Raw genomic sequence first — 20,419 nt, forward strand, 5'->3', positions numbered from 1 at the left:
AGGCATTCGTAGTAGTGCCATATCAAGGAATGCGGGCTTGCTAGTGTCCGTGTATCTGACATGCTCTCCCCCTTTTAACGTCCGCGTAATAGGCGCGAGCTTGCGAGCGTCCTAATTTACGCGTTTGTTAGCACTTTTATTCACCACCGAACTGGAGCATTTCTTCACTAGAATAGGTTTTCATTTGATAGCTCCACATTGGGCGACCAGGGTAACCATGGTCATTTAAATGTTCCTGAATCTTTACAGTAAACTCTTCATTACTCCAAGGGTGATAGCTAGGGTAGCCTTGATTACCTGGATACATAAAGGCAATGAACATCCTACTTTTCACCTCCAAAACCTCAAGATCATACCCATCTTTCAAATCATCAGGGTAATGCCCTCTTAGATAGGTATCTAGAACCTCCTGAGCATCACCTACTTCAATTCTTTCTTGGACTTGCTTAGTTATCGTAATCCCCATGAACACCATTGGTGTTGCAACGGCTATAATCGCCAAAAGCCCAGACAAGCTAATTCCAATTTTTTTCCATTGCTGTAGGCTTAATTTCGCTGCTATGGCAAAGATTATACTTGCGATTACTGAAGCCAAAATACTATAGCCGAAACCATCTAAATCCACTTCGTCCATCCTTGTAGTGTTAACAGTGCATCTACTCCCCGCTGCAAAACCTCAATCATTGGGATTTTGCAGCCAACCCATTTGACTCTACCCCATTGATTCTTATGAAAGAAAAGCCAATTTTGGCAGCATAGCCAGAATTCGTGTGCCTTCTCGTTTTGCCGGTCTCAATCATCACACCAGCGCCACGCGCTCCAACCACTCGCCCAACCACTGCTGCCTTAGCCCGCGCTGCTGGTCGAGTAGTAGCGTTAGATACGGCTGTAGCGGATGTGCGGCGGGTAGTTGGTCGCGATGGCGTTGCAGGCGTGGGCGGTGTTCGAGTTGATTGGCAGGGTCGTGGAAGGTGGTGGCCTGCTCGGTGAGCGATTCCAGCGACGGGAGTAGAAGGTGAGAGGCGCCGCTGGAAAGTGCGATGCCGAGGCCTTCGACATCAAAGTCGCCTGCGTAGAAGTGTGGCTTTTGGGTCGCATTCCAGGCGCTGGCGAGTTGCTTGAAAGCGCCGCCGTAGTGGCTGTCGCCGCGGTACACCACCAATGGCTGTGGGTGGTCGCCTAGCGCGGGGATTTGCGGTGAAAAGGAGTAAAAGCTGTCCAGGTTTTCGACCTGGATAAGCACGTCGCACTGGTCAAGGTTTATGTCTCGCCAGTCGACATCATGCATGGAGCGCGGCTGGGCCGACAGCCAAGCGGGTGGGCTGGCAGGCGTGTTCACCAGCACCCGCTGGGCGCGCGGGCCTTCGCGGTTGGCTTTATCTTCATTGACCCCCTGCTCCGCTTGCGCCGCACTCGTCAAGCCGCTTTGCCATTGCCCAATGGTAGTCAGCCGTTGGCTTTCGAGCGCGGCATTCACCTGCTGGATAAGGGCGCGGTCAAAACGCAGGGATTGATGGTTAACCATTGAGCCAAGCTCAATGTGTTGCTCATCACACCAGTGAAGGAAGTCCGTTACCCACTGCTGGCTGCGCTTCTTGTCGACCCATGACTGCTTGCGCAGTTGGCGGTCCACGTCGCCTAGCTTGCTGTAGACCTTGGCCGTGAGTGTCTGGTCATTCATCGTTACACCGCCAGGCCTAACGAAACATCGCGGATCAGCCTCACATCATTGAAGGCGCTCGCCCGCTCTTCCTGCTGATGAAGATGAAACGCGCGCTGCTCGCTGTGCGGCAGGCCCTGGTGCTCGGCGATGACCTGGAACAGCCAGATTTCTGGAGGCCACTGCAGCTCGCTTTGGTTCAGGTAGTCCAGGGCGCTGATGGGGGCTTGCTCGGCTCGGTCCACCACGTTGAGGTAGAAGGTTTCGACGTCATCCTTGAGGGCCTGCTGGCGGGCGGCGAAGAGCGTGTCTTCGACGTGTTCCGCCGGGCGTGCCGCGGTGACCGACTGGGCGGAACGTAACGGCGTGGGCACATTTTCCAGCAGCGCGCTGAGGGTGGGCATGTCCTGGGCGCGGTCCAGCGCCACGGCCCCGGCGGCGGTGAGGGGTGCTGCGTGATTGAACAGCGCGGGCACCTCGCTGCGGCGGGCGTAGTTGCCGGGGGTGAAACCGGGGTGTTCGCGCAGGAAGGCGGCCATGCCTGAGACCAGGCGGCTGCGTGCCTGCATGCGGCGAAAACGCGCCATCAACTCGATCAGGCGGTGCTGTACTTCACGCAGGCTGGTGTAGTGCTGGCTGAGCTGCTGCTGCAGCTGGCTGATCAACACCTTGCGCAGCGTGCCGTCACTGCCCACCAGTTCGATCAACTCGTCAAAGTCGATCAGCGCCAGCCCATCGAGCAGGCGGACCACCTGCTTTTGCGCGCGGTCGTTTTCGCGCACCTTGTCATTGAGCTGGCTGACAAATCCAAAGTCGCTGTTGAGCCGCTGCCACAGGCTGTCGATGGCATCGGCAAAGCGGCCGTTCATGTCATCTACCGCCTGGCGCAGGCGCAACAGTTGCTGCTCCTGCTGCCAGTAGTCGCCGCGGCTGCTGGAATCGCGATAGCTCTGGATCAGACTGCGGATCAGCTCCAGCGCCTCGGCCACGTCGGCGTTGACGTGGCGCCGGGCTTCATCGGCCACCATCTCAGCGATCAGTTCGCGGACTTTGGGGGTCAGCTTTAGGCCGCCCTGCTCGTCAGGATGCCAGACTATCCGTGCGCTTAGCAGCTTGCGCAGCGCGGTATGACTCAGTCCTTCCAGGGGGACTTGGTCGTTGGTGTAGCCCTGCATCAGCGCCTCGGCGTGGCGGCCCAACAGGGCCAGGCGCTCTACCCCGGTAGTGATCAGGCGGCTTTCCAGCCCCGGCGTTTCCGCATCGTTCACAGCAGCGCCTCCTGGGTATCCTCGCCCTCGTCGTCCACCGGCAGGTGCTCTTCATCGCGGATAAAGCGCACTAGTTCGAGCAGGTAGTCGACCTTGCCAGTGACCAGGAATACCTGGCGGTCGCCGTGAGGCTGCAGCAGGTAGCCGTGCTCTCTTAACCGCTTGAACACCTGCTTGACCTGGGCGTCCAACTGGTCGCTCTGGGAACCGAAGAAGCTGTCGGTAGCCAGGCGTTCAATACGTTCGCGCAGGCTGGGGTTATCCTCGCTTTTGGCCTGTAGCTCGCCGGGCTTGAGCACATCGCCGGGGGACAGCACACTGTCGCGGCCCAGGGTTTCCTGCACCAGCTGTAGCCATTCCAGCAGCGGCAGCAGGCTGTTGACGGTGTCGCCCAACTGGCGGGCGAGCTGATCCCGCGCGCTGTCATCCAACTGACGCCAGGCGAGAAAATACACGCCTTCCTCCTGGCTGCTGGCCACGCGGCGGTTGAGCGGGCGCAGGTAGCTGTCGATGGCCTCGCGCGTGGCGTCATCCTGGAGGCGCTTGAAGGCACTTTCATCGCTCACCGCGCAGATAAACTCGCCCGCCAGCAGCCGCTCCAGCAGCGGGCCATGGGGTAGAAGACTCATATCGCTCATACCGGCACCTCCTCATGGCGGGCTTTGAGCCGTTCGGCCAGGCGACTTTGGCGGGGCTCGATGCGTTTCAACCGTCGTTTGGCGGGGTCGTCGGCGTCGCGGTCGATCAGGTAGCGGTTATGGAACAGCAGCAGCACGTCGGACTCCGGGTTGGGGAAGGCGCCGACAATATGAATCTGGTTGCTGTCGCAGGCGTCAAACAGCTTTTCGACGTTGTGGTAAGCCAGCGTGCCGATTTCGTCGATGGGCCAGTGGATGGCGATCGCCGCCCGGCCGCGCAGCAGGCGGGTAAAGGCCAGCAGGAACTTGCACAGAATCAGATACGCCATGCCGTGGCTGGACGATTCGAGCAGTTGGCGGTCGTTCTTGATGACCAGGTCGGTGCCGCCTTCGTTGAGGTGCAGCTCCAGGCGCAGCAGGCTTTCAAAGCTGTATTGCTGGTCGCTGCGCAGCAAATCGACCACGTCCGCCAGGGCGTTCAGGTAGTCGTCGCTGGGCAAGGTCTGCTCGGAGTCGCGCCACGCCTTGTAGCGCTGGGCGAACAGCTTGAGCGGCTCCCAGAAGCCGAGTTCGTCGATGGTCGACTGAATGCGCACCTCGGCCTTGCTGATGCCATCCAGGCGCAGGTCGTCGGCCACTTCATCCGAGAGGCGCTTGCTCTGGGCGCTGATGCGACGGTTGAGGTCGCGGAACACGGTGAAGAACTTGTCCAGGTCGTCGCTGAGGTTGCGCCCCTGCTGAATCAGCTGTTGCTGCTGGTCTTCCAGCAACTTGAGCATGCCGCCGAGCAACGGCAGCAGCGCCCGCGGGTCGTCGGGGTCGGCAAGCTGCGCGCGCTCGCTTTCCAGCGCATCGACAAAGCTGGTGCTGGCCCCTTTTATCAGCTGGCTTTCCGCCTCCTGGCAGCCTTTGCGCAGCGTGTCGCGCTCCTGGGCCCGACGCGAGAGTGCCTGGCGGGTGCGCGACAGCCGCTCGGTGACATCGCCTGGGGCCTCCTGCTGGGGCGTGGCGTCCGAGGTCAGGGTGAGTTCATCGAGCTGCTTGAGCAGCGGCTTGAGGTCGTTGAGCACCTCATGGCTTTCGCGGCGCTTGGTTTCAAACGCCGCGACGTGTTGCTGGTGGGCCGCCTTGGTGGCTTTGAAGGCCTGCTGGTGCGCCTCGCGCTTACGCTGGGCGGCGTCTATCTCACGGCTTAAACGTCCTTCTTGTTCGACCAGCTCTGGCTTGCGCTGCCCCCAGCTCACCCGCATAAAGCGTTTGTAGGCGTCCAGCTCGTCCTGACGGGCGGCGGTGCGGCGGATGTGTTCGTCCAATTGCTGCAGCCGGGTGCGGGTATCCCGCAGTTTTTCCGGGTCGACGCCCTGAGCCTTTAATTCCTCGTCGAACGCCTGCTCCAGCTCTTCGCATTGACGCTTGTGCTCAGCCTTCTGCTCGGTGAACTGGGCCTTGTACTGCTGAACCTGTCGGTCGATGCTATCCAATTGGCTTTGCGCATCGGCTTTTAGCTCCAGCAGTTCGGCCTGATGGGCGGCGTTGAGCTTGTCCAGCGCGATCTGGCGTTCGTCGCGCAGGGCTTGCTGCTGCGCTTGTTGCTCCTCTAGGGCGGCCTCGTGGTCGGCCTGGCGCTGGCGTTGCGCTTGGGCATGGCGCGCCTGGCACTGGCGGCGGGCCTCCTGGGCGTATTCGACTTCCTCATCGGCGCGCTTCACCGCCAGTTGAGCCTGGCTTAGCGCTTCCTCGGCAGCCTGGACACGCTCGTTATGCCGCTTGAGCTGCTTTTCGCAGTTGCCGAGTTCGGCCTCGGCGCGCACTACGGCGTCGTCCGCCGCTTCAATGGCGGCCAGCAGGCTGGCTTCATCCTGAGCATAGTCCGGCGGCTCAATCAGGTGGGTATCCAGCACCAGGCCGTAAAGGTCGTCGCTGGGCTGCTCCGTCAAGGTCGGCGACAGGTCACGGCGTTCCAGCAACTCAGGGGCAATCACTTTACCCAGCCGCTGTTCCCATTCAGGCAGATGATAGCGCAGGAAATGCCGTAGCGAGCCTTGCGCGGGGTCGCGCTGGCGGTGCAGCGCCTGGCTGGTTTGCTGGGCGCGAGTAAGCGTTCGGCGTGCATCCGCGTGGGCCTGTTCGGCGTTATCGCGTTCGCGCTTCAGGCTATCCAGCTCGCGGCGCTGGCTTTCCCGCTGGCTGCTGGCGGCGTTGTGGTCGCTTTGCGCCTGGTCGATCCGCGCCTGAACCAGGGTGGCTTCTTCACTTTCCTCCGCCGTGGGGCCGCTGTGGCTAAGCGCAGCTTTCAGCGCCGCCAGCCGTTCAACCCCTTGGTTGAGGCGTTCCTGAAAATCGGCTTCCGCCTCTTCACGCTGGGTCTGGTAGCGGGCGTCCAGGTGGCGCTGGGCCTCCCAGTGGGCTTCCTGATGCGCAGCTTTTTCTTCGTTGAGGGCATCGACCAGCCCCTGAATTTCTTCGCCCTGACGGGCCAGCGCTTCGCCCAGCTCACGCAGCCGCTCTTCCTTGCGGGCCTGACTTGCCTGCACGGCCTCTTGCAGGGCGGTCAAATGGCTTTTTAACTGCTCGAACTGCTCGCGTTTTTGGGGCAGCGCGTTGAGGTCGCGCTCAAGGGCAGGCATGTCCGCCGCCTCATAGGCTTCAAACTGCGCCTGCAGGTCGCTCAGGTCGCGCTGGGTTTGCTTGAGGCCGCTTTCCAGCTCGCTAAGCTGCTCATTCAGGTCATCCCGGGCCGCCTCGTAGGCGTTTTTCTCGGCGTCGAAGGCCTCTTGCCGCGTGCCCATCTCGGCTTCGGCATCGGCCAAGGTGCGCTCGATGCGGTGGCGGTCGGCTTCCAGCTGCGGTTTCAGCTGCCACAGTGCCGCCTCCACATCCGCCAACTCGCGGTCAACGTCGTGCAGCTTGGCAAGCGAACGCTGCAGCGGCTCCAGGCGCATGGATTGGCGCATCTGATCAATCCACTCCCTCGCCTTGGCGCTGCGGATGCGGGTCACGGGCAGCTCGACGCCGTCCTCTTCAAAGATCGCCGCCAGCATGGTCTTGAGAGTGTCCATCTTGCCCTCTTTGGCATGCACCGCCGAGACCAGTTTTTCGATATGGCGGATACGGTGCTCGGGCTTGACCAGGCTGAACTGCGCGGCCAGCTGGCGCAGCTTGAGGGCATCCTTGCGATTGCCGTGGGGCATGATACCGGGCGTGGGGGTAAAGTCGTTCTGGATCACCGCGCGGTATTCGGAAGTAGCAGTAAGCTTGGATGAGAAAGAGATATTTTCTCGGCGTAAAACACCCAACCACTGGGCGTACTCCAGCGCCACGGCGCCACCCTCCCCCTCCACCAGATAATCTTCTGGCCGGTAAGGCGCGGCGACGAAGCGATACTCCACACCGCCTTCCGATTTTCGGGTCAGCACCGCCTGGCAGATGTTGCCCGCTTCGCGGCGGTATTCGTACACCAGGTAGCTGTTGCGGTGGGGCAGGTAGAACGCGTCGAACTTCATGCGCGTCTTGGGCACGACCTTGTTGGGTAATTCACCGTAGAACACCGGTACCAGGCGCTGTAGCGTGGTTTTGCCGGAGGCGTTGGTGCCGCAAATATTGGTGTGACCGTCCACACTCAGTTCGACCACGCCTTCCAGGTGGCCGTGAATCATCACGATGCGTAGCAGGTGGGCCATGCCGTGTCCTTTCGATGACTATTTCAATGGCTGTCTCAATGACTATCCGGATCGTTTTGCTGATCGCTGAAAGTGGCTATAGTGCCAGACACAGACCAAGGTGGCATCCGTTGAGTCCCAAACATCAATTCCAGTACCCCAATGAAAAACCTTTAGAACAACCCGGGCTAACGGCTGGCCTTTTACGATTTTCCGGCGACTCACATATTGACTGGCCAAGCGCTAAGTCGCTCGCGATAGCCAACCCTACTACCTATGGCGTGTTGGCTGGATCAGAGGGGGACGGTAGAAAAAGCGGCAAGATATGGAGATGGACCGGCACTGACAGCCGGCCCGGGGTGGGATCAGCCCTCGGCGAGCCAGCCGTCGATGAGATCGCGATGTTCCTCGATCCACTGCTTGGCGCCTTGCGTGGGGTCGCCGACGTTTTCGATGGTCAGCATGAGATCGGCCAACTGGTCGTGGCTCATGTGCCAGGTGTCAAGCATTTGGGTGACCTCGGGATGCTCCTCGCCAAACCCTTTGGGCGACATCCACATGATATCGTCACCACCCCCATAACTCTTCTTGGGATCTTCTAGCGCCTTCAGGTCGTACTGCGCGTAGGCCCAGTGGGGCTGCCAGAGTGTGACGGCGATGGGTGCTTCATTGGCATAGGCTTCCTCAAGGGCTGCGAGCATGGCGGGGCCGGAGCTGTTCAACTGCCGAAACGGAAGGTTGTAACTCTTGATGGCGTTTTCGGTCTCGCCGGAGATAGCCGAGCCCGATTCGATGCCTAGGATGGTCGGCTCGCCCTGATAGTCGAAGCGCTCGGCGTTGTCTTTGAGGTCACTGATGCTATTGATGTCTTCCATGTAAGCGGGCACCACCAGTTCGTCCTGGGCGCCGTCGAACCAGGCATCGTGAACGTCGATGCGGTCCTTGTAGGGCTCGATGTACTGGGCGTCGCCATGCGGGAGCCAGACTTCCAGCGAGATATCCAGATCGCCGTTTGCGAGCCCGCTGAAGAGCACACTCTTGCCGGTGGTGGTCAGCTCGACGTCGTAGCCCTGCTCTTCAAGCAGTTGCTGCCACATGTGCGATACAGCAATGTTTTCCGCCCAATTGTTGGTACCGATGGTCAGCGTGTCGTTGGCCGAGGCGGTTATCGAGAGACCGGCCAGGCCGCAGGCGATAAAAAGGGGTGTCAACGGTTTCATACGCGTCCTTTTTTTATGTTCGTTAATCGAAAGGGATGAGAAAGAGTGATGCGCTACGTCGTCATTCTTCCATCAGTATGTCGGAATAGCCGTAGGTCGAGAGGCGTTCGATGCCATCTTCGGTGATCAGTACCTGCTCTTCCAGCTTGACGCCTTCGGTGCCGTCTCGGTGGCCGATATAGGCCTCGACGCAGAGCGTCATGCCGGGTTCGATGGTGCCGTCGTAGCCGACGTCGTCCCAATCCATGTCGTGGGCGATCAGCGGCCACTCGCCGGCCATACCGCAGCCGTGAACAATATCCAGGTAACGGTTTTCGCGATAACCATCGGGTATCGGCCACGCTTGTTGCGAGTAGTCGCGAAAGCTCATGCCCGGGCGCAACAGGGCAATGTTGCGCTCGAGCTGGTCGGCGGCCATGCGATAGAGCGCTTTTTGCTCGGCGCTGGGCGCGCCTGCGCCGGACACATGGAAGGTTCGCGAGAAATCGGTGTAGTAGCCGAAGCAACCCACGATGTCAGTATCGAAGGCCACCAGCTCGCCTGGAGCGATGACTTTGTCCGAGCATTCCTGGAACCACGGATTGGTGCGTGCACCGGAGGTTAGAAGTCGAGTTTCGGCGTATTCACCGCCGGTGGCCAGCACGTGCTGGTTGAAGATCGACCACAGCTCGTTTTCGTTCATGCCGGGGCGAATGGCGGCTTCCATACGCGTCATGGCGGCTTCGGTCAGGGTCACCGAGCGGTGAATGAGGGCCAGCTCGTCGAGGCTCTTGATCGACTTGGCGCCCTCGACCACGGTGGCGGCGTCGGTCAACTGGAAGCCAGCCTGGCCCAGCGCCTCGATGGCGCCGGTAGGTGCGGACTCGATACCTAGACGCTGCCCCTGGGTATGCGAACGCTCGAACAGGCTGCGGATGTCATCGACAAAGGCCTGGGTATGTACCGCGCAGCGAGGACCGCTGTACTGCGGCATCACCGCCCGGGCGGGATGCACCTCGTCGAGTAGCTCGGCGTTGGCCGCCAGGTGCAGGCAGGCGCTGAATTCAAACAGCACCACTGGGCCGTCAGCCGCCACGTAGAGATAGCGCGCAGGGTTACGCTGCGAGTAGACCTGCATGTTGCGCACGCCGCAGGCATAGCGAATGTTGATGGGATCGAACAGGATCACCGCATCCAGTTGGTGATGCTTCATCTGCTGGCGCAGGCGTTGCAGCCGGTAGCGCTCGACGCGCGACAGCAGCGCGGCGTCGAGCGTGGCATGGCGGAAGCTCCCGCCGGCATAGGGGCCGCCCGTGGGAACTGATCCGGCGAGTGACACGATATCGCCCATGGCAAGGCATCCTTGTGTGAAGTGGATAAATAAGGGGCGCGTTCAGTAGCACCTAGCCCATGAGCGCGTCGTGACGGCGCTGGTTATCGGCGTCGATGTGTTGCTGCGTAACGCGGCCGTAAATCCGCTTGGTGTGCTCCAGGCTACCCATCATGTCGGGCGTCTTGGCGTACCCTAGTAGCGTGCAGAGGCGCTGGCCCTTGGCGGCGGCGACGCGGTGCATGGAATAACGTCCTTTGAAGAGCTGCAGGTCGCCGGTTTTGAGCGTTAACGATTCGACGTCGGTGTGGTCACCCTCAAGTACGCGTTGCACGGCAGCGAAGTTTTCCTCGCCGGGGCGGCGAATATTGGGCACGTACTGGAATTCGCCGCCTTCATTAGGACGCCGCGTCATAAGGCTGACGATGAATTCGTTGGTGTCGAAGTGCCAGGGCAGCTCGGTGTCGTCGGGCATCACGTTGATCACCAGCCCCGCGATAGGATCGGCGAACTCGTAAATCACCGGCTCTTCGAGGCAGTCGGCAACGAAGCGCTGGAAGTCAGGGTCGCGATAAAGCTGCTGGACAATGGCGTCCTCGGGGATCAGGTCACGCGCCACGAAGCCATTGGTGTAGTGCTGGAAGAAGCGTGCAGGGTGATCCTCGGGCAGAGACGGATCGTCCGGCGTGACGTAAGGGTTAACGTTGTTGTCCGAGTAGAACGCCTTTGGCGCCAGGGCCTCACTTTCCTCGCGCAGTGGCTCGATAAGATCTTTGCGGATGAAGCTCGATAGCAGAGCACAGCCGTCGGTACGCAATTGTTGACGAACGCGCTCGACCGCCGATTGGTAGGCGTCGCTATCGCGCTGCAGGATCGAGTAGCGTTCAAGATCGATAAAACGCGCTAATGGATGGCGGTCATCGGTGGCGTCTTGCGAGGCCGGTTGGGTTCCGAGCGTAGCTTGTGACATATATTGCCTCTCCTGATAGTTCGTTAATGATCAGTTATTGCTAACAGATCGTTGCTAGGAAGTGGCAATACAGTAAAAGTGTGGGGACGGGGATACTAATGAGAATGTCCGACCATCTGCGACGAGATTCTTATCGTTCTAACTCGCTCAGAGATGGATGCAGCCTTATCTCACACGTCGGTGCGGTAGAGATGGCGGAGCGTGGCCGCCAGCGGCTCGGCGACGGCGGTGATACGTGGCGTTTGCGCATAGGCCAAATACCAAGGAATGCGCAGTAAGTTACCCGCCAATGGCCGCATGACGACGCGACCGGCGTGATGTGCATCCTGAACGGCCCAGCGCGATAGGATGCTCACACCCTTGCCAGCAGCGACGAGCTCAAGGATCAGGGCGACCGACTCAATCTGAACCATATGCGACGGGTAGACGCCGGCTGGCTGGAAGAAATGCTCGAACTCATGGCCGGACTCGGGGGTGATGCTGTAGGTAAAGTGCCGCCCCTGATCGAATACCTCGGCGGGCACCGCGTCGCTTTGCGCATAGGGGTGCTCGGGCGGCAAAACGGCCACCAGTGGCTCCTCGAACAATAACTGGTGGGCAATGCCACGCTGCGAGGGCACCTCAATCATGCAGATCATGTCGACGCGACTGGTGAGTAACGCCGTGGTCATGTCTGCCATGGACAGGCGTACCAGGTCGATGTCACGCTCATGCTGGTCGTAGAGATGCGGAATCGCCCTCGAGAAGGTGTCGTAAGGGCCGATGCCCAGTCGCAAAGCGGGTTCGGTCCGGCGTGCCAGTTGCCACGCCTCGAGCTCGGCGCTGCGCAGTCGAGGGAGCACTTCATGTGCAGTCTCAAGCAGTCGCTCGCCTGAGGCGGAAAGCGTCAGTCGGCGTCCTTCACGGTGAAAAAGCGCCACACCCAGGCGGCGTTCCATTTCACGAATGCGATGCGTAGCCGCGGGCTGAGTAATGCCGATAGCGGCAGCAGCACCGTGCACCGTGCCGTGAGTGGCAATGGCGTCTATCAATACGTAATACTTGATATCCAGCATGGGACTCTGGGTCTCTTTGGGAGGTGACGCGTCGCGTGAAGCGACATGCTAGCACCAGCCAGTTTCTTTTGAATACGCCGTGTTCCATACATTACCTAGCCCTCTTCATAAGGCTTGGAAATACTGGCTTAATCGTCAGGGCGTTTTGTTGCCAAGCAACCCCTCGAAGAAACTCACCGCGTTGGCTTCCAGTCCTTCCAGATAGTAACCGCCTTCCTGCACCACCAGCGTGGGTACGTTCAGGCCCGCTACCCTGCGGCCAAGCTCAGCAAAACCCGCGGTAGAAACGGCGACCTTGGCTTGAGGGTCAAGTTCGTAGATATCGAACCCCAGCGCCAGCACGATGGCGTCCGGTTCGAACAGGCGGATGGCTTGGCAGGCTTGCTCCACGCGGTCAAAGAACACCGACTCCTCTGATCCATGGGGCATCGGCAGGTTGAGGTTATAGCCCAGCCCGCCCCCCTGCCCGCGCTCGTCTTCAAAACCAGTCACCGCTGGGTAGAAGTTGGTGGTATCGCCGTGGATCGAGATATACAGCACATCGTCGCGCTGGTAGAAAATCTCCTGAATCCCCTGCCCATGGTGCATATCCGGGTCTAACACGACGATGCGCGGGTAGCGCGAGGTGAGGTGCTGCGCGGCAATGGCGGCATTATTGAGAAAGCAGAAGCCACCGGCGGAATCGATGCCCGCGTGGTGGCCCGGCGGGCGCGATAACGCATAGGCAAATCGCTCCCCGGCTAATAAAGCCTCAGCCCCGGCGACCGCACTCTGCGCCGACCAATAAGCAGACTGCCAAGTGTGCTGGCCCACGGGAGCGCTACCGTCAGCCAAGTAACGCCCGGCTTCCGCCAAGATGCCGCGCAGAGCATTGGGCGAACGCACAAAAATATTGGAAATAACTTCTTCACCCCAATCCTCGCCGAGGGCATGCCAGCGCCGATGGGCACTTTCGAGAAAGCGCAAATAGGCCAGCGAATGCACCGCCCTTAACGGCGCCACGCCATGATCCGCGGGCGCTTGAATATCAAACCCTAGCTGTTTGGCGGCTGCCAGCAGGTGCGTGGCACGCTCGGGCACTTCCTGGGGTGTGCGCATTTTGCCCCGGGAGAAGTAGGTTTGCGGCTGATGAAGCAGTTGGTCAGCGTGGAAGAACGTCTTCATCGGCACTATCTTCATCAGAACTATCTCCGGTTTCGCCCACACCCTTGACTACGAAATCGCGGGCAACGCCGATATGGTAGTCAATCGCCTCACGGCAGGCTGCAGGGCTGCCGCTATCCAGCGCGTCGAGCAACTTAAAGTGGCTGGTGGCAATGGTGTCGGGGGCTTCATGGGTTTTGGTAATTAGGGTGATGCAGAGGCGCAGCTCATGGGACAGGTCGTCAAAGGCGCGCAGCAGACGCTCGTTACCTGCGTAATGCAGCATCAGTCGATGAAACTGCAAATCCTCCTCGATGCGGCGGGTGCCATCGTTCCCGGCTGCCGCTTCACATAGCACCTCTACTTGCTGCTTGAGCGCGCGCTGGGCATCGGCGGTATAGCGTTCTGCCAGGCGTTCGATCGCGTGGCGCTCAAGGCAGAGCCGCAAATCAAACACATCTTCGAGTTCAACGGCATTCAACGCGCGAACAAAGAAGCCTCGGCGCGGTTTCGAGATCAATAAACCACGGCTTTCCAGCAAACGAGCGGCCTCGCGAACCGGTGCGCGGCTAACACCCAGGTCGCGGGAGAGCTGCACTTCAGAAAGCCGTTCGCCGGGTAAAAAGTGTTGCTGAATAATCGCTTGGGTTAAATAGTCAGCCACCTGTTCGACCAGGTTCTGCTGCTGGATAAAGGCCCTGGGAGCCGCCGTTGGTGAGGCCATCGCATTCACTCATGGGATATGACGTGTTCTTCCCAGTATGACGAAAAAAAGCCACTTGTCGACGAACGATTGCCGACTGTCGACAGTTTTACCAAGTGCTGCTATGGTCAAAACAGATCCCTAACAAACATCACAACAGGGTCTGACACGCCTCGCTCGCCTAACGACTACGTAACCTCATTACGTGCTAATAACCGAGGAGCAGGAAACATGAAGAAACCTTTAGCTTTGGCTATTTCCGCTGCAGCACTCGCTTTTACCTCCGCCGCTATGGCAGACGACCCCAAAGAAGGGGGTGTCGTTAACACCATTATTCAGCCCGAGCCGCCAGGCCTGGTGCTGGGCATGATTCAAAACGCCCCTACCCGCACCGTGGCAGGCAATATCTACGAAGGGTTGTTGCGCTATACCACCGACCTAGAGCCCATGCCGCAACTGGCGGAGTCATGGGAGGTCAGCGAGGATGGTCGCACCTACACTTTCCACCTGCGTGAAGGCGTTACCTGGCACGATGGTGAAGCCTTTACCGCCGATGACGTCGTGTTCTCCGCCGATGTCTTCCACCGCGAGTTGAACCCCAGCGCCCGCGCCGTGCTGCAGCATGTGGAGAGCATCGAAGCCACCGACGACCACACCGTTGTATTTACCCTGACCCAACCCTTCGGCCCTTTCCTGCTCTCCTTCGAGGCGGGCACTTTCACCATGGTGCCCGAGCACCTCTACGCGGGCACCGACTTCCGCGATAACGAGCACAATGACCACCCCATTGGCACCGGCCCGTTTAAGTTCTCCAACTGGGAGCGCGGCACGGTGATAGAATTGGTTAAAAACGAAGAGTATTACGAAGAGGGCCTGCCCTACCTGGATGGCGTCAATTGGCACATCATTCCTGACGGCGCTTCCCGTGCGGTGGCGTTCGAAAATGAAACCATTGACGTGCTGCCGAGCGGTACCGTCGAGAACTTCGATATTCCCCGCCTGGCCGAGATGGATAATGTCTGCATGACCGAAGAGGGCCACGAGTACTTCAGCCCCTTTGCCATGCTGTGGATGAACAACCGCGAAGGCCCCACGGCGGATAAACGTTTCCGTCAGGCGGTGATGTACGCTATGGATCGCGAGTTCGCCAAAGACGTACTGTGGAACGGCCTGGGCAATGTGCCGCTCTCCGCCTTTGGCTCCAATGCGCGCTTCCAGAACGACGACCTGGAACCCTACGATCACAACCCCGAACGCGCCCGTGAGTTGCTGGATGAAATGGGCTACGACGGCGAAGAGATCACCATTCTGCCGCTGCCCTATGGGGAAACCTGGACACGCTGGGCCGAAGCCGTACAGCAGAACCTGCGCGAAGTGGGTATTAACGTTGAAACCCAAGCCACCGATGTGGGCGGCTGGAACCAGCGCCTGGGCGATTGGGATTACGACCTCGCCTTTACCTACCTATACCAGTACGGCGACCCGGCACTGGGTATTTCACGCACCTACCTTTCCGACAATATTGCCAAGGGTTCGCCCTGGAATAACGTGGAAGGCTACGAAAACGAGCGTGTGGACGAGCTGTTCAACGAGGCTGCCACGGCTTTCCCCGACGAAGAGCGCGAAAAACTTTACCGCGAAGTACAGGAAATCCTCCACGAAGACGTACCCGTTGGCTGGCTGATGGAACTGGGCTTCCCGACCCTGTACCGCTGTGATGTGCAGAACCTCGTCACCTCCGGCGTGGGTGTTAATGACGGCTTTAAAGATGCTTGGCTAGATCGCTAAACCCAAGCCACCCAGGTAGCGCGAGCTACCTGGGTTTTTTAGCTATGTCTTGAAGGTATACGTCAGGAAACGACTTATGGTTTACGCGCGCCTTATTCTGATGCGGCTGTTTAAAGCCGTGATTGTGCTGTTTTTAATCGTTATTTTTAACTTCCTGCTGATTCAGCTGGCCCCCGGTGACCCGGCCGCCATTCTGGCCGGTGAAGCGGGTGCCGCGGATCAGGAGTTTCTCAACCAACTGCGCGAGCGCTTTGGGCTCGATCAGCCGATGTACGTGCAGCTGTGGCGCTACGTGTCGGGTATCGCCATGCTTGATTTCGGCTACTCCTACCGATTGGGCGTCCCAGTCTTTGATCTGATTATGGATCGTTTACCCGCCACCCTACTGCTCACCGGCACCGCTTTTGTGCTTTCGCTGGTACTGGGTATTGTGGCAGGCTCCATGGCTGCCGCCCGGGTTAAAAAGCCTTCCGGCTCGCTGATTATGGCGCTGGCGCTGGTGTTCTACGCCACGCCGCTGTTCTGGGTCGCACTGATGTCTGTGGTGGTGTTCTCCGTCTACCTGGGTTGGCTGCCCGCCTACGGCCTCTACACCGTGGGGGCAGGTCATACCGGGTTTGCGCTGGTGCTCGACGTTGCCAAGCACCTGGTGCTACCCGCGACCACCTTAGCGCTGTTTTTTATGGCGATTTACACCCGCATGACGCGCACTTCGATGTTGGATGCCGCGCAGCAGGATTACGTCAAAACCGCCCGCGCCAAAGGTTTGAAGCCCAGCATTATTCAGCGCCGTCATGTGTTGCGTAACGCCCTGCTGCCGATCATCACGTTAGCGGGCCTGCAGGCGGGGCAGATGGTCGGCGGGGCGATCCTGACCGAAACGGTGTTTGCCTGGCCCGGCATCGGTCGGCTGATGTTCGAAGCGTTGCAACAGCGCGACTACAACCTGCTGCTGGGCATTTTCTTCTTCTCGGCGGCGCTGGTCATCGTCTTCAATATCATCACCGATTTGGTGTACAGCCTGGCTGATCCACGCATCAAGAAGGGGGCCGCATGAGCTTTTTCGCACGCTTCGCGCAAAACCGTGGCGCCCTCGTCGGCCTGATCATCCTGCTGCTGATTATCGCCATGGCCATACTGGCGCCGCTACTGTTTCCTGAATCGCCCTGGCGCATGGTTCAGCGGCCCTTTTTGCCGCCACTCTCGCAAGATGGCTTTCCCCTGGGCACCGATACCATGGGCCGTAACGTGGCCTCAGGCTTAATGCACGGCGCCTGGGTTTCGCTGCTGATCGGGCTGGTATCCACCAGCGTGGCCCTGCTGATTGGCGTTCCCTTGGGGGCCATTGCTGGCTACTACGGCGGTATCATTGATGACGTACTGATGCGCTTTACCGAGTTCTTCCAGACCATTCCCAACTTCGCGCTGGCGATTGTGCTGGTGGCCATCATGCAGCCCAGCATCACCTCGATTGTGCTGGCGATTGCGATTGTCAGCTGGCCGCCGGTGGCCCGTTTAGTTCGCGCTGAATTTATGTCGCTGCGTAACCGCGAGTATGTCGAAGCCGCGCGCCTGGTCGGCCAGTCCAACAGCACGATTATTCTGCGTCAGATTCTGCCCAATACGCTGTCGCCGATTATCGTGCTGGCATCACTAATGGTGGCCACCGCGATTTTGCTGGAGTCGGCGCTGTCGTTTCTCGGCCTGGGCGACCCGAACGTGATGTCCTGGGGCTATATGATAGGCGCTGCGCGCACGGTGATTCGCCAGGCGTGGTGGCTAAGTTTCTTCCCTGGCGTGGCGATTTTGCTGACGGTACTGGCGTTAAACCTGGTGGGTGAAGGTTTAGACGACGCACTGAACCCCAAACTATCACGCGAGCGCTAAGGACTTTATATGCCTATTACAGAGAATCAATCGGCTGACACCGTCCTCAGCATTCGCGACCTCAACATTGCGCTCCCAAAAGGGGCGGATCGCGCCCTGGCGGTGGAAGACGTTAGCTACGAGGTGAAGCGCGGCGAAATCATGTGCGTGGTGGGCGAGTCCGGCTCCGGTAAATCGATGGCCGCCAACGCCGTTATGGGGCTGCTGCCCAAAGGCGTGAACGCCACCCATGGCGAGATACTCTTTGAAGGGCAGGATTTACTTGCTCTGACGGAAAAGCAGCACCGCGCCCTGCGCGGGCTAAAAATTGGCATGATCTTCCAGGAGCCGATGACCGCCCTTAACCCGCTGATGCGGGTAGGCGCGCAAATTGCCGAAGTGTTCGAGGCCCATGGCCAGTTCACCCCCAAAGAACGCCAAGCCCGCGCCCTGGAGCTGTTGATCGAAGTGGGCATTCCACAGCCGGAGAAGGCCATTCGCGCCTACCCGTTTGAGCTTTCCGGCGGCCAGCGCCAGCGGGTAATGATCGCCATGGCGCTGGCGTTGGAGCCCATTCTACTGATTGCCGATGAGCCCACCACGGCGCTGGATGTCACCACGCAAGCGCAGATTCTGGAGCTGATTCGCGACCTTCAGCAGCGGCGCGGCATGTCGGTGATGTTTATCACCCACGACTTTGGCGTGGTGGCCGAAATCGCCAACCGCGTCTGCGTCATGCGCCACGGCAAGATTGTCGAACTGGGGGACGCCAAGCCGGTGCTTGAGAACCCTCAAGACGCCTATACCCAAGCGCTAATTGCCGCGATTCCCAGCAATGCGGTGCCGCCCCACCGGGAGACCAGCCAGGTCGCTCCGCTGCTGGAGATCAAGCAGCTCAATAAGATCTTTCGCTCCCGGGGCGGATTCCTTAAACCTTCCCGCGAAGTGCGTGCCCTAGAGGATGTTTCGCTCACTTTGGCGCGGGGTGAAACCGTGGGCATCGTAGGCGAGTCCGGTTCCGGAAAGACCACCCTCGGACGCTGCGTGGTGCGCTTGGAGCACCCCGATAGCGGCGAGCTGCTGCTGGATGGGGTGAATCTTTCCCAGCTCAAAGGCGATGCGCTACGCCGGGAACGCCACCGGGTGCAGATGATATTCCAAGACCCTTACGCCTCGCTCAACCCACGCACCAAAGTGGGCATGGCGATAGCCCAGGGGCCGATTGCCAATGGCACGCCCAAAGCCGCAGCGCTTAAACAGGCGGGCGAGTTGCTCGATATGGTCGGTTTGGGCGCCAGCGCCGTGGAGCGCTTCCCCCACGAATTTTCCGGTGGGCAGCGCCAGCGCATCGGTATTGCCAGGGCGCTGGCGCTCAACCCTGAACTGATTGTGGCGGATGAGGCCGTATCAGCCTTGGACGTGTCGATTCAGGCCCAGGTGTTGGAACTGCTGGAGGAGCTTAAACAGCGGCTTTCGTTATCGCTGCTGTTTATCACCCATGATCTCCGCGTCGCCGCGCAAATTTGCGACCGTATTGTGGTGATGCAGCACGGCCGCATCGTCGAGCAAGGCAGCGCCGAGCAGATTTTCCTCGCCCCGCGTGAGGCGTATACCCAAGACCTGCTTAAGGCAATTCCCGGCCGCGAAGCGCCCGTGGCGGCAACCGCATAAGTTTGCAAAGCAGGTTTTTCAAAAGCTAGTTTACCGAATGGACAAGACACGTTAAGGAACACACATGCACATAACCCTGGAGGCTCTGCGCGCCATTGTCGGCCCGACCCACGTATTAACGGGCGACGATGTTATTAGCCGCAGTGTCGATTGGATGACCGGCGCGCCCTGCCAGGCAGGCGCTATTGTACGCCCGGCGGATACCGAACAAGTCGCCGCGGTGATGCGCGCTTGCCATCAGGTGCAGCAGCCGGTGGTGACCCACGGTGGCCTAACAGGCTTGGTACACGGCGCTGAGGCGAGCCCAGATGAGCTGGTGATATCGCTAGAGCGGATGACCGCGATTGAAGAGATAGACCAGGTAGGCGGCACCCTCACCGTGCAGGCGGGGGCACCGCTGCAGCGAGTTCAGGAGGCCGCGAAAGAGGTCGGCCTGCAGTTTCCGCTGGATCTGGGCGCTCGGGGCAGCTGCACCATTGGCGGCAATATCGCTACCAACGCTGGCGGCGTTCGGGTGATTCGTTACGGCATGATGCGACAACAAGTACTTGGCCTGGAGGCTGTGATGGCCGATGGCCGGGTAGTCAGCTCCATGAACCGCATGCTGAAAAATAACGCCGGTTTCGATTTGAAGCAGCTGTTTATCGGCAGCGAAGGCACCCTGGGTATTGTGACGCGCGCGGTACTGCGCCTTCAGCCCCCCACGCCAAGTGAACAAACCGCGATGGTGGCCTGCCCCTCATTTGGGGCACTCACCGGGCTGCTCAGCCATATGGGCAAAGCGCTTGGCGGAAGCCTGGGTGCTTTTGAGGTGATGTGGCAAAACCACTACCGCCTGCTCACTGAAACGCTGGGGCGTCATACCCCACCTATTGCTACCGAGCACCCGTTTTATGTGATCATTGATTCACTGGGCAGCGACGTCGAGCGCAATGCCACCCAGTTCAGCGAAGCATTAGAAAGCGCGTTAGAGAGCGAGCTGATTGTCGATGCGGTGATTGCACAGTCGACTACCCAGCGCGATGGGCTATGGGCGATTCGTGAGGATATTGAGGGGCTGGTCAAAGGCTTGGCGCCGGTGCTTACCTTCGATGTCAGCCTGCCGATTGCCGATATGCAGCGCTACACCAATGCCTTGGAAGCACAGCTAACCCAGCGCTGGGCAGAGGCGAAACTGGTGGTATTTGGCCATCTCGGCGATGGCAACCTGCATATTTCCGTTAGCGTGGGGAGTGCTGAGATCGAAGTTCGGCGAGAGGTTGAAGCCATGGTTTACCAGCCGCTGGCCACACTGGGCGGTTCAGTCTCCGCAGAACACGGCATTGGCCTGGAGAAACGCCCCTGGCTCGCCACTTGCCGCTCCAGCGCCGAGATTGAATTGATGCATACGCTCAAGCAGGCGCTAGACCCACATCGCCTTCTCAATCGCGGTAAAATATTGAGTTAATAATTGTTTTTAGGATATCAAC

Annotated in this window: 16 protein-coding genes; 5 read left to right on the forward strand and 11 right to left on the reverse strand. The window is 59.6% G+C overall.

The window, feature by feature from the left end; all coding sequences use genetic code 11:
* Positions 1-136: 136 nt before the first annotated feature.
* The 11 genes from AC4EYZ_RS08170 to AC4EYZ_RS08220 form a co-directional block, all read right to left on the reverse strand.
* Positions 137-625 carry a hypothetical protein gene (locus AC4EYZ_RS08170; protein WP_474191338.1) on the reverse strand — a complete coding sequence of 163 codons (489 nt, stop codon included), beginning with the start codon at positions 623-625 and terminating at the stop codon, positions 137-139.
* Positions 626-799: 174 nt separating this feature from the next.
* Complete coding sequence (locus AC4EYZ_RS08175; RefSeq protein ID WP_474191339.1) at positions 800-1,681, reverse strand: DUF7281 domain-containing protein; 882 nt, start codon at positions 1,679-1,681, stop codon at positions 800-802.
* 2 nt (positions 1,682-1,683) lie between these two features.
* On the reverse strand, positions 1,684-2,928 hold the full coding sequence (locus tag AC4EYZ_RS08180; RefSeq protein ID WP_474191340.1) for a DUF445 domain-containing protein: 1,245 nt from the start codon (positions 2,926-2,928) through the stop codon (positions 1,684-1,686).
* Complete coding sequence (locus tag AC4EYZ_RS08185) at positions 2,925-3,566, reverse strand: condensin complex protein MksE (protein WP_241697400.1); 642 nt, start codon at positions 3,564-3,566, stop codon at positions 2,925-2,927. Before AC4EYZ_RS08185 ends, AC4EYZ_RS08180 begins: the two co-directional genes overlap by 4 nt.
* On the reverse strand, positions 3,563-7,246 hold the full coding sequence (locus AC4EYZ_RS08190; protein ID WP_490204217.1) for an ATP-binding protein: 3,684 nt from the start codon (positions 7,244-7,246) through the stop codon (positions 3,563-3,565). The genes AC4EYZ_RS08185 and AC4EYZ_RS08190 overlap by 4 nt, the downstream gene beginning before the upstream one ends.
* Positions 7,247-7,590: 344 nt before the next feature.
* Positions 7,591-8,445, reverse strand: a complete 855-nt coding sequence (locus AC4EYZ_RS08195) for a glycine betaine ABC transporter substrate-binding protein (RefSeq protein WP_474192669.1) — start codon at positions 8,443-8,445, stop codon at positions 7,591-7,593.
* A gap of 61 nt (positions 8,446-8,506) precedes the next feature.
* A complete protein-coding gene (locus AC4EYZ_RS08200) occupies positions 8,507-9,775 on the reverse strand; it encodes a M24 family metallopeptidase (RefSeq protein WP_474192670.1) in 1,269 nt (422 codons plus the stop codon).
* Between the two features lie 52 nt (positions 9,776-9,827).
* A complete protein-coding gene (locus AC4EYZ_RS08205) occupies positions 9,828-10,724 on the reverse strand; it encodes a HalD/BesD family halogenase (RefSeq protein WP_474192671.1) in 897 nt (298 codons plus the stop codon).
* 170 nt (positions 10,725-10,894) lie between these two features.
* The gene (locus AC4EYZ_RS08210; RefSeq protein WP_230805980.1) at positions 10,895-11,779 is read right to left on the reverse strand and encodes a LysR family transcriptional regulator; all 885 of its coding nucleotides are present in this window, start codon (positions 11,777-11,779) and stop codon (positions 10,895-10,897) included.
* 135 nt (positions 11,780-11,914) lie between these two features.
* The gene (locus tag AC4EYZ_RS08215; protein WP_027957404.1) at positions 11,915-12,943 is read right to left on the reverse strand and encodes a histone deacetylase family protein; all 1,029 of its coding nucleotides are present in this window, start codon (positions 12,941-12,943) and stop codon (positions 11,915-11,917) included.
* Positions 12,921-13,646: a GntR family transcriptional regulator gene (locus AC4EYZ_RS08220; protein WP_022520051.1), complete on the reverse strand. Its 726-nt coding sequence runs from the start codon at positions 13,644-13,646 to the stop codon at positions 12,921-12,923. The genes AC4EYZ_RS08215 and AC4EYZ_RS08220 overlap by 23 nt, the downstream gene beginning before the upstream one ends.
* A 210-nt stretch (positions 13,647-13,856) precedes the next feature.
* On the opposite strand from AC4EYZ_RS08220, the gene AC4EYZ_RS08225 reads away from it, so the two are divergent.
* The 5 genes from AC4EYZ_RS08225 to AC4EYZ_RS08245 all read left to right on the forward strand — a co-directional run bounded on the left by AC4EYZ_RS08225 (position 13,857) and on the right by AC4EYZ_RS08245 (position 20,397).
* Entirely contained in the window at positions 13,857-15,413 is a 1,557-nt protein-coding gene (locus AC4EYZ_RS08225; protein WP_041157576.1) for an ABC transporter substrate-binding protein, read from the forward strand.
* 76 nt (positions 15,414-15,489) lie between these two features.
* Positions 15,490-16,470, forward strand: a complete 981-nt coding sequence (locus AC4EYZ_RS08230) for an ABC transporter permease (RefSeq protein WP_138801577.1) — start codon at positions 15,490-15,492, stop codon at positions 16,468-16,470.
* Positions 16,467-17,300: an ABC transporter permease gene (locus tag AC4EYZ_RS08235; RefSeq protein ID WP_071695396.1), complete on the forward strand. Its 834-nt coding sequence runs from the start codon at positions 16,467-16,469 to the stop codon at positions 17,298-17,300. Before AC4EYZ_RS08230 ends, AC4EYZ_RS08235 begins: the two co-directional genes overlap by 4 nt.
* 9 nt (positions 17,301-17,309) lie before the next feature.
* The gene (locus AC4EYZ_RS08240) at positions 17,310-18,950 is read left to right on the forward strand and encodes an ABC transporter ATP-binding protein (RefSeq protein ID WP_474192155.1); all 1,641 of its coding nucleotides are present in this window, start codon (positions 17,310-17,312) and stop codon (positions 18,948-18,950) included.
* A gap of 64 nt (positions 18,951-19,014) precedes the next feature.
* Positions 19,015-20,397, forward strand: coding sequence for an FAD-binding oxidoreductase (locus tag AC4EYZ_RS08245; RefSeq protein ID WP_474192154.1), 1,383 nt, complete (start codon positions 19,015-19,017; stop codon positions 20,395-20,397).
* The last annotated feature ends 22 nt before the right edge of the window (positions 20,398-20,419 follow it).

Source organism: Vreelandella sp. 162(4c) (assembly GCF_058152265.1).

Bases quoted from the DNA above. Each gene is read 5' to 3' on its own strand.
- AC4EYZ_RS08175 (WP_474191339.1), bottom strand. From the start codon at position 1,681: ATGAATGACCAGACACTCACGGCCAAGGTCTACAGCAAGCTAGGCGAC.
- AC4EYZ_RS08185 (WP_241697400.1), bottom strand. From the start codon at position 3,566: ATGAGCGATATGAGTCTTCTACCCCATGGCCCGCTGCTGGAGCGGCTG.
- AC4EYZ_RS08190 (WP_490204217.1), bottom strand. From the start codon at position 7,246: ATGGCCCACCTGCTACGCATCGTGATGATTCACGGCCACCTGGAAGGC.
- AC4EYZ_RS08195 (WP_474192669.1), bottom strand. From the start codon at position 8,445: ATGAAACCGTTGACACCCCTTTTTATCGCCTGCGGCCTGGCCGGTCTC.
- AC4EYZ_RS08200 (WP_474192670.1), bottom strand. From the start codon at position 9,775: ATGGGCGATATCGTGTCACTCGCCGGATCAGTTCCCACGGGCGGCCCC.
- AC4EYZ_RS08205 (WP_474192671.1), bottom strand. From the start codon at position 10,724: ATGTCACAAGCTACGCTCGGAACCCAACCGGCCTCGCAAGACGCCACC.
- AC4EYZ_RS08210 (WP_230805980.1), bottom strand. From the start codon at position 11,779: ATGCTGGATATCAAGTATTACGTATTGATAGACGCCATTGCCACTCAC.
- AC4EYZ_RS08215 (WP_027957404.1), bottom strand. From the start codon at position 12,943: ATGAAGACGTTCTTCCACGCTGACCAACTGCTTCATCAGCCGCAAACC.
- AC4EYZ_RS08220 (WP_022520051.1), bottom strand. From the start codon at position 13,646: ATGGCCTCACCAACGGCGGCTCCCAGGGCCTTTATCCAGCAGCAGAAC.
- AC4EYZ_RS08225 (WP_041157576.1), top strand. From the start codon at position 13,857: ATGAAGAAACCTTTAGCTTTGGCTATTTCCGCTGCAGCACTCGCTTTT.
- AC4EYZ_RS08230 (WP_138801577.1), top strand. From the start codon at position 15,490: ATGGTTTACGCGCGCCTTATTCTGATGCGGCTGTTTAAAGCCGTGATT.
- AC4EYZ_RS08235 (WP_071695396.1), top strand. From the start codon at position 16,467: ATGAGCTTTTTCGCACGCTTCGCGCAAAACCGTGGCGCCCTCGTCGGC.
- AC4EYZ_RS08240 (WP_474192155.1), top strand. From the start codon at position 17,310: ATGCCTATTACAGAGAATCAATCGGCTGACACCGTCCTCAGCATTCGC.
- AC4EYZ_RS08245 (WP_474192154.1), top strand. From the start codon at position 19,015: ATGCACATAACCCTGGAGGCTCTGCGCGCCATTGTCGGCCCGACCCAC.